The 13,050-nt window shown below is 70.9% G+C and carries 10 protein-coding genes; 8 read left to right on the top strand and 2 right to left on the bottom strand.

All coding sequences use genetic code 11. The features are described 5' to 3' along the window. The first annotated feature begins 11 nt into the window (after positions 1-11). The gene (gene coaBC, locus AB1K54_RS04830) at positions 12-1,235 is read left to right on the top strand and encodes a bifunctional phosphopantothenoylcysteine decarboxylase/phosphopantothenate--cysteine ligase CoaBC (protein WP_371201585.1); all 1,224 of its coding nucleotides are present in this window, start codon (positions 12-14) and stop codon (positions 1,233-1,235) included. Here coaBC and AB1K54_RS04825 read toward each other — a convergent pair. After that, positions 1,221-2,669 (bottom strand): MFS transporter, encoded by a 1,449-nt coding sequence (locus AB1K54_RS04825; RefSeq protein ID WP_371201584.1) that lies wholly within the window; start codon positions 2,667-2,669, stop codon positions 1,221-1,223. The two genes, coaBC and AB1K54_RS04825, sit on opposite strands and share 15 nt — an antisense overlap. A 162-nt stretch (positions 2,670-2,831) precedes the next feature. Here AB1K54_RS04825 and AB1K54_RS04820 point away from each other — a divergent pair, with 162 nt between their 5' ends. From AB1K54_RS04820 to AB1K54_RS04805, 4 genes are all read left to right on the top strand, one after another. Next, positions 2,832-3,737, top strand: coding sequence for a glycerophosphodiester phosphodiesterase (locus tag AB1K54_RS04820; RefSeq protein WP_371201583.1), 906 nt, complete (start codon positions 2,832-2,834; stop codon positions 3,735-3,737). A gap of 29 nt (positions 3,738-3,766) precedes the next feature. Further along, positions 3,767-4,414 (top strand): hypothetical protein, encoded by a 648-nt coding sequence (locus tag AB1K54_RS04815; RefSeq protein ID WP_371201582.1) that lies wholly within the window; start codon positions 3,767-3,769, stop codon positions 4,412-4,414. Positions 4,415-4,618: 204 nt separating this feature from the next. Continuing rightward, a complete protein-coding gene (locus AB1K54_RS04810) occupies positions 4,619-6,781 on the top strand; it encodes a DEAD/DEAH box helicase (RefSeq protein WP_371201581.1) in 2,163 nt (720 codons plus the stop codon). A 108-nt stretch (positions 6,782-6,889) separates the two neighbouring features. Further along, entirely contained in the window at positions 6,890-7,918 is a 1,029-nt protein-coding gene (locus tag AB1K54_RS04805; RefSeq protein WP_371201580.1) for an ATP-dependent 6-phosphofructokinase, read from the top strand. A 97-nt stretch (positions 7,919-8,015) separates the two neighbouring features. On the opposite strand, the gene AB1K54_RS04800 is transcribed toward AB1K54_RS04805, so the two are convergent. Further along, complete coding sequence (locus AB1K54_RS04800) at positions 8,016-10,142, bottom strand: S9 family peptidase (RefSeq protein ID WP_371201579.1); 2,127 nt, start codon at positions 10,140-10,142, stop codon at positions 8,016-8,018. Positions 10,143-10,372: 230 nt separating this feature from the next. On the opposite strand from AB1K54_RS04800, the gene AB1K54_RS04795 reads away from it, so the two are divergent. From AB1K54_RS04795 to AB1K54_RS04785, 3 genes are read left to right on the top strand one after another with little or no spacing between them, the layout of a single operon-like run. Continuing rightward, on the top strand, positions 10,373-11,626 hold the full coding sequence (locus AB1K54_RS04795; RefSeq protein WP_371201578.1) for an anion permease: 1,254 nt from the start codon (positions 10,373-10,375) through the stop codon (positions 11,624-11,626). Continuing rightward, the gene (locus AB1K54_RS04790) at positions 11,623-11,955 is read left to right on the top strand and encodes a peptidase (RefSeq protein ID WP_371201577.1); all 333 of its coding nucleotides are present in this window, start codon (positions 11,623-11,625) and stop codon (positions 11,953-11,955) included. Before AB1K54_RS04795 ends, AB1K54_RS04790 begins: the two co-directional genes overlap by 4 nt. A gap of 40 nt (positions 11,956-11,995) precedes the next feature. Further along, the gene (locus AB1K54_RS04785) at positions 11,996-12,910 is read left to right on the top strand and encodes a phosphodiesterase (RefSeq protein ID WP_371201576.1); all 915 of its coding nucleotides are present in this window, start codon (positions 11,996-11,998) and stop codon (positions 12,908-12,910) included. The last annotated feature ends 140 nt before the right edge of the window (positions 12,911-13,050 follow it).

Here is a 13,050-nt window from a genome sequence, read left to right as displayed (position 1 = left end):
AGGATCGGGGGATGTTCGTTGTCGTGGGTGTCTCGGGCGGGATCGCCGCCTACAAGGCGGTGCAGCTCGTCCGGCTGTTCGTGCAGGACGGTCATGACGTGCATGTGGTGCCCACCGAGGACGCGCTGCGGTTCGTGGGCCTGCCCACGTGGGAGGCGATCAGTCGCAACCCCGTGACGACCTCGGTGCACGACGACGTCGCGAAGGTGCGGCACGTCGCCCTGGGTCAGAAGGCCGATCTCGTCGTCGTCGCGCCCGCCACGGCGAACACGCTGGCGAAGATGGCCGCCGGGCTCGCGGGCGATCTTCTCGGTACCACCCTACTTGCCACCACGGCGCCGGTCGTCGTGGCCCCGGCCATGCACACCGAGATGTGGCGGCACCCCGCGACGCAGCACAACATGGACGTGCTGCGGGCGCGCGGCGTGCGCGTCGTCGGCCCGGACGACGGCCCGCTCACCGGTGGCGACAGCGGCCCGGGACGCATGTCGGAGCCCGACGCGATCCACGCCGCGGCGCTCGCGGTGGTCGAGCCCGCGCCCGGCGACCTCGCGGGACTGCGAGTGCTGGTGAGCGCCGGAGGAACCCGCGAGCCGATCGATCCGGTGCGGTTCATCGGCAACCGCTCCAGCGGCAGGCAGGGGATCGCGGTGGCGCTCGCGGCGGCCGATCGCGGGGCCGACGTGGTGCTGGTGGCGGCCCACGTGGATGGGGCCGTGCTGGCCGAAGCCTGCGCTCATCGGGGGGTTCGCATCGTGCGCGTCGGGACTGCGGCAGAGCTCGCCGACGCGGTGTACGGCGAGGCAGCCGAAGCGGACGTCATCGTCATGGCCGCCGCCGTCGCCGACTACCGAGTCGCCGAGGTCGCCGAGCGCAAGCTCTCCAAGGAGGGCGGCGACGGCGGGCTCACTCTGGAGCTGGTGCAGACCGAGGACGTGCTCGCCGGTCTCGTGGCGCGCGGGCAGCCCGGTCACACGATCGTGGGCTTCGCCGCCGAGACCGCCCAGGGCCGCGACGAACTCGTCGAGCGCGGTCGCCGCAAGCGCGCGCGCAAAGGCGTCGATCTGCTGGCGGTCAACGAAGTCGGCTGGGCGAAGGGCTTCGAGAGCGAAGCCAACGCGCTGACTGTCATCGATGCGCGCGGCGAGGTGGTCGCCGAGCCGCAGGGGTCCAAGCGCGAGGTGGCCGACACCCTGTGGGACGCGGTCCTGGCCGTGCGGTCAGCCGCCGGCTGAATCGGTGCGGTCGCTCGAGCCGACCGCGCCGGGCGTCGCAGCCTCGGGCGACCCGGCGGCATCCGTCGGCTGTTTCGGAGGATTGCGGATGCCGGCGTACGAGACGAGCCCGCCCGTGGCCAGCATCGCGGCCGTGACGATCGCGGCGCGGTGGAAGCCGTCGAGGTCGAGCGACCCGCCCACGATCGCGGCGAGCATCGCGATGACGATGAGTCCCGCGACGCGCGAGACGGCGTTGTTGATCGCCGATGCGATGCCCGAGTGCGCGGGGTCGATCGCGCCGAGGATCGCCGAGGTGAGCGGAGCGACGGTGAGGGTGAGGCCGAGTCCGAACACGATGACGCTCGGCAGCACCTGCGTCCAGTACGAGAAGTCGGGCGACACGGTGAGCAGCAGCACCGCCCCCACGGCCATCAGGAGCGGCCCGAGGGTCATGAACAGGCGGGGTCCCCAGCGTCCCGCGAGCGTGCCGACGCGTGAGCTGAAGATGATCATGAGCACCGTGATCGGCAGCGTCGCCAGACCCGCGAGGGTCGCCGGCAGGCCCGCCCCCTGCTGCAGATACACCCCCACCACGAAGCCGTTGAGCGCGAGCGCACCGTAGATGAACGCCGTGGCGAGGTTGCCCGTCCAGAAGTTGCGCACGCGGAACAGCCCGAGCGGCATCATCGGGTCGCGTGCGACCGCCTGCCGCACGAGGAACCCTGCGAACGACAGGATGCCGATGCTCATCGGCGCCCAGATCACCGGCGATGCCCATCCGAGGTTGGGCTGCTCGATGAGCGCGAAGACGATCCCGCCCAGCCCGACCGTGCACAGCATCGCCCCGAGCCAGTCGACGGTCGCTGCCTCTGGTCGCACGTCGTGATGCTTGAGGATCGCGAGCAGCCACAGCGTGACGCCGATCGGCACGACGTTGATGAGGAACACCAGCCGCCACGACAGGAAGTCGACCGAGAGTCCGCCGAGGACCGGTCCGGCGACCATCGCCGAGGTGGTGGCCGCGGTCCAGATGCCGATCGCGCGACTTTGCGCAGGGCCGCGGAACGTCGCGGTGATGAGCGCGAGCGAGCTCGGCACGAGAAGCGCGCCCGCGACGCCCTGGAGTGCGCGCGCGACGATGAGCAACTCCGCGGTGGGTGCGATCGCGATCGCGACCGACGTGACGCCGAAGCCGATCAGTCCGGCAAGGATCACGCGGATGCGGCCGAACACGTCGCTGAGCGAGCCGGCGACGAGGATGAGCGCGCCCAGCGTCACGAGGTACGCGTCGACGATCCACTGCTGCGTCGTGAGCCCGCCGCCCAGCTCGCGCTGGATCGCAGGGAGCGCGACGGTCACGACCGTGCCGTCGAGGAACGACACGAACGACGCGAGCACCGCGATCCACAGCACGAGGCGCTGATCGCGCGTCATCGTCCGGGGCCCGGCCATGGCGCCACCCTACTTCCCCGGGTCGCGGGCGGGGGCCGCCGGGCGCGTCCAGGGCGTGGAATCCGAACGACCTGAACTTGCGATAACAAAACGGTAACGATCGGGCTATAGTGTCTGCACGCGTCGATGGTGACGCAGTGCAGCACCCGAAGGACGCGCCCGATGCCCGACGACCCGACAACCGCCCAGACTCCCGCGCGCGACGGACTGCCCGCACTGATCGTGATGTGCGTGCTGGCAGCCCTGAGCCTGGTGGTCGCCTTCCTCGGCGCGACCCCCGCGCACGTCAGCTCCGCAGAGCTGCTCGGCCAGTCGCGCGCACCCGGCGGCGCGGCATTCATCGCCAGCCACCGCGGCGGGGGAGCGACGGCGCCCGAGAACACCCTTCCCGCGATCTCGGCCGCGCTCGCCGCGGGGTACGACTACGTCGAGGTCGACGTCGCCCTCACCGCTGACCGCGTGCCCGTGCTGCTGCACGACGCGACCGTCGACCGCACCACCGACGGTCACGGCCGCATCGCAGACCTCACCCTCGCCGAGGTGCGCGCTCTCGACGCGGGCGCGTGGTTCGACTCCCGCTTCGCGGGCACGCGGATTCCCACCCTGGTCGAGTTCCTCGACCTGCTCGACGCGTCCGGTCACCGCGCGGTCGTCGAGCTCAAGGGGGAATGGGATGCCCCGGCCGCGGCATCCGTCGTCGCAGAGATCGACGCGCGCGGCCTCGGGCAACGCGTGGTGCTGGCGAGCTTCGACGCGCGCAGCCTCGCCCTCGCGCAGGCCGCGTCGGAGGTCATCCCGAGCCTCATCATCCTGAAGCGGCTGCCGGACGACGTCGTGCGGGCCGTCGGCGAGGCCGGCGCCCGCGGCATCGTCGTCGACCGGCGTGCCGTGCTCGACCGGCCGGACGTTGTCGACGAACTGCACGCGGCCGGCATGCGCGTCGTCGTCTACACGCTCAACAAGGACTCCCAGTGGGATGCCGTGACGGCGCTCGGCGTCGACGGCATCGTCACCGACGATCCCGGCACGCTGCGGCAGTGGCAGCAGGCGGCGGCCGGTCACGGGTAGTCTCGGGGCACCTACCCTCGGGAGCGCTCGTGGCATCAAGGAATCCCCGCACGACACTGTTTCGCGTCGCGGTCGTCGCGATCGCGGCGACCGGCGCACTCGCGCTGGCGTCGTGTCAGCCCGAGCCAGAACCCGATCCGATCCGGTCGGCCTCTCCGACCACGGCCCCCCCGCCGCCGGCGACGCCGGCGGCGACGCCCGCCGCCACGGATGAGCCCGTGGCCGGGTTCGTGCTGCCGACCGAGTGCGAGCAGATCTATTCGGCGTCGATGCTCTCATCGCTCCAGGCCGAGAATCCGCCGTTGAACGACCCGGGGGTCACGATGCTCTCGACGCAGAACGTGGATGCACTCGAGATCCTCGAGTCCGGCATCCCGACGCTGCGATGCACGTGGGGCCAGCCGGGCGGCATCGGACTGGCCACGAACGTGACGGCGGTGAGCGCCGACCAGACGGCGGCACTCGAGTCGGGCTTCCGCAACGCGGCGTTCGGATGCGCCGCCGAGCTCGGCGCAACCGTGTGCCGCATCGAGCAGCGCTCGATCAGCCTCGACGACGTCGAAGTCGTCCAGACCGAGACGCAGGTGCTGCGCGAGGGCGTGTGGGTCTCGACGCGCACGATCAACTTCGCGCCGGACGGCTACACCGAAGACGTCGTCGCGACGATGTGGGGCTGAAGCGCAAGACGGGGCGATTCCGCTAGAATGGTGGCGGAGACCCGCACGTCGACGCCACAGCTCGCTGAAGCGAGTGCCTGTGGCCGGCGGTCGAGGCATCTGGTCCCGCGTCCGCGACGGCGCCCGCCGACCGCGGGGGAACGCAGCAGTGACCGATCTTCACGGTCAGCCCGGCCATCCCGGGCACCTACGCTCAGGAGGAGCATGCCGACCACGGCACCCGCCCAGACCGCGTCTTCTCGACGCCGCCGGTCCTCGTCCGCCCGCCGCGACGACGAAGCGCCGATCATTCCGATCCTCGCCCGCAAGGTGCGCGAGGTCGAGGCCAAGGCCCAGCGCGGCAAGCTCGGGCCCACCAACCGCGTGAAGTTCCAGGTCATCGCGTTCCTGGTCCGCGAGGAGCGCGCGCGGGTGAAGGCCGACACGAGCGTGACGGATGCCGCGCGCGCCGAGCTGCTCAAGCGCCTCGACGGCGTCGCCACGATCCTCGCCAAGACCGCCGCCCGCGACACCTCGCTCATCCAGCTGCTCGAGGCCGACCAGGCGGCATCGCCCGTGGCCCGGCGCATGCGTCGCGACTGGCTGCTCGAGTCAGGCGCCGAGCTGCCCGATGAAGAGCTCGTCATCACCGACACCGTCCAGGTCGCGACCCCCGTCGTGCCGACGGCCCTCGCCGAGCGCCAGGTGGTTCCGCCGCAGGTCGAGTCGCGCCGCGAGGCGAACCCGTTCCTGGCGCCCGACCTCGCCCTGCGCGTGCCGAAGCAGACGCCGCGCCGGCGCCTGGACGGCTGGGAGCTCATGGGCCCGCTGTACAAGGCGTTCGAGACGGGAGCGGGCGGCAGGTCGGCGTCGATGGACCTGCCCGCGGTCCCCGAGTTCGACCGCCTCTCGCCCAAGGGGCTCGAGGTCATGCCGCACCAGTCGCGCTTCCTCGAGGCCGTCCGCCACGGGCACCGCACGTTCCTGCTCGCCGACGAGCCGGGTCTGGGCAAGACCGCGGAGTCGGTGCTGGCGGCATCGGTCGCCGAGGCCTACCCGCTGCTGGTGGTCGTGCCCAACGTCGTGAAGATGAACTGGGCGCGCGAGGTCGAGCGGTGGACGCCGCAGCGCCGCGCGACCGTGATCCACGGCGACGGCGAGAACATCGACGCATTCGCCGACGTGTTCATCGTCAACTACGAGATCCTCGACCGCCACCTGTCGTGGCTGTCGACCCTCGGCCTCAAAGGCATGGTCGTCGACGAGGCGCACTTCATCAAGAACCTCACCTCGCAGCGCTCGCAGAACGTGCTGGCTCTTGCCGCCCGCATCCGCGAGCAGGTTCGCGACCCCCTGCTGCTCGCGCTCACGGGCACTCCGCTCATCAACGACGTGGAGGACTTCGACGCGATCTGGCGGTTCCTCGGCTGGACGATGCCGAGCGGCGAGAAGCCGGCCGGCGAGCTGATGGAGAAGCTCGACGCGACCGGGCTCACCCCCGCCGACAAGGCGTTCTACCCCGAGGCGCGCGAAGCGGTCATCTCGATGGGGATCGTGCGGCGCCTGAAGACGGATGTCGCAGCCGACCTTCCCGACAAGCTCATCGCCGATCTTCCCGTCGAACTCGACGACGAGTTCGGCCGCTCGATCCGCCAGGCCGAGCGCGAGCTCGGTGAGCGTCTCGCGGCGCGGTACCGCCGCATCGTCGAAGCGCGCGCGCATCGCGTGCTCGCGCCGGGCGAGGTGGACGACGATGTGGTCCGCATGGTCGCGCAGAACGAGCTCGACGAGTCGAAGGCGGCCGGCACCGGCGCCGAGAACGTGTTCACGATGGTGCGCAAGATCGGCCAGGCCAAGGCGCAGCTCGCCGCCGACTACGCCGTGCAGCTGCAGCGCTCGGTGGGCAAGGTCGTCTTCTTCGCCAAGCACATCGACGTCATGGACCAGGCCGAGGCGCACTTCGCCGCCGCGGGGCTTCGCACCGTGTCGCTGCGCGGCGACCAGTCGACGCCCGCCCGCCAGCAGGCGATCGACGCGTTCAACAACGACCCCGAGGTGGGCATCGCCGTATGCTCGCTCACCGCGGCTGGCGTCGGGGTGAACATGCAGGCGTCGTCGAACGTCGTGCTCGCTGAGCTGTCGTGGACGGCCGCCGAGCAGACGCAGGCGATCGACCGCGTACACCGCATCGGCCAGGACGAGCCCGTGACGGCATGGCGGATCATCGCCGCGCACACGATCGACACCAAGATCGCCGAGCTCATCGACTCCAAGCAGGGGCTCGCGCAGCGCGCTCTGGACGGCGTCGCGGTCGATCCGCAGTCGAGCGACTCGGTGCAGCTGTCGGCGCTCATGCACCTGCTCCGCCAGGCGCTCGGGGCCGAGTAGCAGCCGCGTGCGCGCGTGTCCCGCGCCGTGTGGCAGGGGCAGTGTCTGCGGCGCTAGTGTCGGACTGGCGATGTCGCCGAAGTCACCTTCGACAGCGAGGACACCAGCATGAAGATCGGCATTCTCACAAGCGGCGGCGACTGCCCGGGGCTCAACGCGGTCATCCGCGGAGTCGTGCTCAAGGGCACGACCACGTACGATCTCGAGTTCGTCGGCATCCGCGACGGCTGGCGCGGCGTGGTCGACGGGGATTTCTTCCCGCTCACGCGCCACGAGGTGAAGGGTCTGTCGAAGGTCGGCGGCACGATTCTCGGCACCTCGCGCACGAATCCGTACGAGGGTCCGCGCGGCGGCGCCGAGAACATCGCCAAGACCCTCTACGGCCACCGCATCGACGGCATCATCGCGATCGGAGGCGAGGGCACGCTCGCCGCCGCCAATCGCCTCGCCAACGACGGCATCAACGTGCTCGGCGTGCCGAAGACGATCGACAACGACCTGCGCGCCACCGACTACTCCTTCGGCTTCGACACCGCGGTCAACATCGCCACCGACGCGATGGACCGCCTGCGCACGACGGGCGACTCGCACCAGCGCTGCATGGTGGCCGAGGTGATGGGTCGCCACGTCGGCTGGATCGCGCTGCACGCCGGAATGGCGGCCGGCGCGCACGCCATCTGCATCCCCGAGGTGCCGATGTCGATCGACGCGATCACCGCGCTCGTGTCGAAGGCCCACGACCGCGGCCGTGCGCCGCTGGTCGTCGTCTCTGAGGGCTTCACCCTCACCGGCATGGACGAGGCGTATAGCGACAAGGGGCTCGACGCCTTCAACCGTCCGCGGCTGGGGGGCATCGGCGAGGTGCTCGCGCCCGAGATCGAGCGCATCACCGGCATCGAGACCCGCGCGACCGTGCTCGGCCACATCCAGCGCGGCGGATCGCCGTCGGCCTTCGACCGGGTGCTCGCAACGCGCCTCGGCCTGGCCGCCGCCGACGCGATCGTCGAGGGCGCGTGGGGTCAGATGGTGTCGCTCAAGGGCACCGACATCGTGCGCGTCTCGTTCGAAGAGGCGCTCGGCGAGCTCAACACCGTCCCGCTCTACCGCTACGACGAGGCCTCGGCGCTCTTCGGCTGACGCGCCCGCCCCCGTCAGGGCGCCTCAGCCACGCCGACTCCTCCGGGCCGCTGAAGGGCTTACCGATCGAGGCTCAGGGGTGCGCGGATGCTCCCGCTCACGCGCCGTCGGCGGCGCCGAGCACGTCGAGCAGCCAGGCCAGCTCGAACGCGCGCTCCCGCCACGCGTTGTAGCGGCCGCTGACGCCGCCGTGGCCGGCGACCATCTCGCACTTCAGCAGTGCGTCGACGCCGTGCTCGCGCAGGCGCGCGACCCATTTGGCGGGCTCGACGTACAGCACACGGGTGTCGTTGAGCGAGGTGACGGCGAGGATGCGCGGGTACGAGGCATCCGGTCGCACGTTCTCGTACGGCGTGTACGACTTCATGTAGCCGTAGACGATCGGGTCGTGCAGGGGGTCGCCCCACTCGTCCCACTCGATGACGGTGAGCGGCAGCGACGGGTCGAGGATCGTCGTGAGCGCATCGACGAACGGCACGTCGGCGACGATGCCGGCGAACAGCTCCGGCGCGAGGTTGGCCACCGCGCCCATCAACAGGCCCCCGGCCGAGCCGCCCTCGGCCACCAGCTGCGACGGCGTCGTGTACTCGGCCTCGACGAGGTGACGGGCGCAGTCCACGAAGTCGGTGAAGGTGTTGCGCTTGGCCAGGAGCTTGCCGTCCTCGTACCACCGGCGGCCCATCTCTCCGCCGCCGCGCACGTGCGCGACCGCGAAGATCACGCCGCGGTCGAGCTCGGACAGGCGCGGGACCGAGAACGCCGGCTCGATCGAGTGCTCGTACGAGCCGTACCCGTACAGGTGCAGCGGCCTCGGCGACTCGCCGGCGTCGCCGAACGACCGATTCCACACGAGCGAGATCGGCACCTGCGTGCCGTCCGCGGCGGTGGCCCACACGCGCGCCTGCGCGTAGTCCGAGGGCTCGTAGCCGCCCAGCACCGGCTGGCGCTTGCGCAGGTGCAGCTCACCGGTCGCGATCTCGTAGTCCAACACCGTGCCGGGCGTCACGAACGAGCCGTAGCCCAGGCGCAGCAGCGGCGGCGCCCACTCCGGGTTCCCGCCGGTGCCGACCGAGTACAGCGGCTCGTCGAAGCCGATCTCGCGCACGGCGTGGGTGGCGTAGTCCAGCAGCGCGATCCGTGCGATGCCGTCGCGGCGGTATGCGACCACGCCCCAGTCCCGGAACGTCGAGGCGCCGAGCAGGCGCTCCCCGGCACGGTGGGCAATGACCACCTCGCGAGGGCCCGACGGGTCGGATGCCGCGACCCGCACGAGCTCGAAGTCCAGGGCCCCGTCGTTGTGGAGCACGTACAGCACGTCCTGGCCGTCCACCACGGCGTGCTCGGAGTCGTACTCGACGCCTTCGACCCGCGGCCACACCACGCGCGGCTCGCTGCGGAGGTCGTCGGCATCCACGAGCCACTCCTCGCTGGTGATGGACGAGCCCAGCCCGATCACGAGGTAGCGGTCGCTGCGGGTGAAGCCGGCCCCGACCCAGTACCGCTCGTCGGGCTCGTGGAACAGCTTCGCGTCGGTCTCGACGGGCGTGCCGAGTTCGTGCAGCCACACCGTGTCGGGGCGCCACGCGTCGTCGACGGTCGTATAGACGATGAAGCGCCCGTCGGGCGAGAAGGTCGCCCCGGCGAACGTGCCCTCGATCACGTCGGGCAGCTGCTCTGCGGTCACGAGGTCGCGCACGCGGATCGTGTACCGCTCGTCGCCGGTGACGTCGACGCCGTAGAGCATCTTCGTGCCGTCGTTGGTGACCTCGAAGCTGCCGAGCGAGAAGAAGTCGTGGCCCTCGGCCTCGAGGTTTCCGTCGAGCAGCACCTGTTCGCCGGGCACCTCGGTGTCGGGCGAGAGCGAGGGCGGGGTCCAGTCGTCGGGCGAGGCGAGCGGGGCGCGGCACTGGATGCCGTACTGCTTGCCCTCGATCGTGCGGCCGTAGTACCACCACTGCCCACGGCGGGCCGGCACCGACAGGTCGGTTTCGAGCGTGCGACCCTTGATCTCGTCGAAGATGCGGTCGCGCAGCGCCTCGAGGTGGGCGGTGCGGGACTTCGTGTAGGCGTTCTCGGCCTCGAGGTGGGCGATGACCTCGGGATCGTCCTTCGCGCGGAGCCACTCGTACGGGTCCTCGACGTCGTCTCCGTGGAAGCTGCGGACGGTCGGACGGCGTTGCGCGACGGGGGCGAGGGGCGGTGCGGGCGGATCGTTGGCGGTCACGGTCCCACGCTAGCGGAGGCATCCGCCCGCGACGCGGGAACCTCCCTGCCTGTGGATCCGCTGACTGTCGTCCGGGACGGTGCCTCGATGACGCGCTTCGAGTTGAAATGGTGACACGCCGGTGAAAAGATTCTGTCGGGCCGGTTGCCGGTTAATGAACCCACGGTGAACTCTTCGTTCGTCACGCCGATCACGTCGGCACAGCACACCCCTTACCTGGAAAGCGAACGGTGGAGACCGCAGTCCTTCTTGTCGCGCTCGTCATCGGACTGGCGCTGTTCTTCGACTTCACGAACGGCTTTCACGACACCGCCAACGCCATGGCGACACCCATCGCGACGGGGGCGCTCAAGCCGAAGGTCGCCGTCATGCTGGCGGCCGGGCTGAACCTCGTCGGCGCGTTCCTGTCGACCGAGGTGTCGAAGACCATCTCGCACGGGATCATCCAGGAGGACTCGATCGCGGCGACCACGATGCTCCCGATCATCTTCGCGGGGCTCATCGGCGCGATCACCTGGAACATGCTCACGTGGCTGCTCGGCCTGCCCTCGAGCTCGTCCCACGCCCTGTTCGGCGGACTCATCGGCGCGACGATCGTCGGCGCCAGCGTCGCGGCGATCGACTTCGGCATGGTGCTGAGCAAAGTGGTGCTGCCGGCTCTCATCGCGCCGTTCACCGCCGGGCTGATCGCGTTCGCCGCGACGAAGCTCGCGTACGCCGTGACCCGCCGCTACGACAACAGGCCCGACGGACGCTCGGGCTTCCGGTACGGCCAGATCTTCACGTCGTCGCTGGTGGCTCTCGCACACGGCACGAACGACGCCCAGAAGACGATGGGCGTCATCACTCTCGCGCTGATCATGGCCGGATGGCAGGACCCCGCGAACGCCGACCCGCAGATGTGGGTCATCTTCGCGTGCGCCATCACGATCGCCCTGGGCACCTACATGGGCGGCTGGCGGATCATCCGCACGCTCGGCAGGGGGCTGACCGAGGTCAAGCCCGCGCAGGGCTTCTCGGCCGAGACGTCGACGGCCGCCACGATCCTCGCGTCCAGCGCCTTCGGCTTCGCGCTGTCGACCACCCAGGTCGCCTCCGGCTCGGTGATCGGCTCGGGGCTCGGGCGGCGCGGCTCGAGCGTCCGATGGCGCACCGTCGGCCGCATCGCGGTCGGATGGCTGCTCACCCTCCCTGCCGCCGGCGCCGTCGGCGCCCTCGCGGCCCTGATCATCGTGTGGCTGGGCGGCTGGGGAATCCTCATCGACGCCGTGCTCGCCGTGGCGATCATCGTGGCGGTGTTCGTGCGCTCGCGCCGCGACCACGTCGACGCGTCCAACGCGATCAGCGAGGTCGCCGACTCCGGCGCCGCCGTGAAGGTCAAGCGCAACCCGCCGCCCACGCGCCGGCAGCGGGCGGTCATGCGCGCGCAGGCGAAGCAGGCGGCGGATGCGGCGGCCCGCCGCGAGAAGAAGGGCACGAAGTGAACGTCACCATCGACTGGCTGGCCTTCGTGCAGGTGTTCGTCGTCGCGCTCGCGGGGGCCATCCTCGTGGTCGGGCTGTACGCGACCGGACTGCGACTTCTCGTGCGTGCGGGGCGGGTGCCCGTGGTCACCCCCGCCGAGTTCACCGACGCGATCACGGTGATCTCGGCGAAGGAGGCTCAGCGCGCGGCGAAGGCCGCGGCCAAGGCCGCGAAGAAGAGTCCGCTCAGCGACGGGCAGAAGCTGCTTGCGCGCGTCGGCGCGTACGTGTCGTTCGTGCTGTGCGGGCTCGCCGTGCTCGGCGGGCTGCTGCTGATCATCGTCCGCTAGAAGAGTGCGACGGCCCGTCGTCGCGCCGTAGCCTGGACGCATGACCTCTGTGCCCGCGGCATCCGTGCGCTTCGGCCAATACCCGCCCGCATGTCGCACGATCGTCCACGTCAGCGACACGCACCTGCTCGCGGGGAACCCGCCGCTCGGCGGCCGGTACGACACCGCTGCGAACCTCTCGCGCACCCTGCGGGAGGTCGAGGGCCTCGGCATCCGCCCCGACGCCATCGTGTTCACCGGCGACCTCACCGACCTCGGTGAGCCCGAGGCGTATCGCGCGCTCGCCGCAGCGGTCGAGCCGGTCGCGCAGCGCCTCGGCGCGCCGATCGTGTGGGTGGCCGGCAACCACGACGAGCGGCCGGCGCTGCGCCGCGACCTGCTCGGCCTCGAGCCGACCGAAGAGGCGGTCACGGGCGTGTGGGACCTCGGCGGGCTGCGCCTCGTCGCCCTCGACTCGAGCGTGCCCGGGTGGCACCACGGCGACCTCGACGACGGGCAGCTGACGTGGCTGCGCGAGGTGCTGGCCGAACCCGCGCCGCTGGGCACGATCCTCGCCCTGCACCACCCGCCGCTGCCGAGCCACATCCCGCTGTTCGACATCCTGGAGCTGCGCGACCAGGGGCGCCTGGCCGAGATCGTGGCCGGGTCGGATGTGCGCGCGATCCTCGCCGGGCACCTGCACTACTCGACGAGCGGCACGTTCGCGGGGGTGCCGGTGAGCGTCGCGGCCGCCACCTGCTACACGATGAACCTCGCGCGCCCCGCCGTCGCGGTGAACGGCATGGACGCCGGTCAGTCGTTCCACCTCGTGCACGTGTACGACGACACGATCACCCACTCCGTGGTGCCGGTGGTCGACGCGCCCACGGGCGACTTCTTCTCAGCGGAGTGGGTCGAGCGGATGTCGCCGCTCACGCCCGAGGAGCGCCTCGAGGCCTTCTCGCGAAAACGCTGAGGCGCGCCGCAGCCACGCCACAACCGCGCCGACCGGCATCGCCGCTGAGTACAGCCGGAACCGCGGCTTATACGCGTGGGATAGCGGGCCGCCGTCCCGCGCCCGAGTAGCGTGGGGGGCATCCCAATGCTGTGAACGAC

Origin of the sequence: Microbacterium sp. BWT-B31 (assembly GCF_041379855.1) — a bacterium.
Taxonomy (GTDB): Bacteria; Actinomycetota; Actinomycetes; order Actinomycetales; family Microbacteriaceae; genus Microbacterium.
Note: the sequence above shows the minus strand (reverse complement) of the source record. Positions and strands in the feature narration are given on the sequence as shown.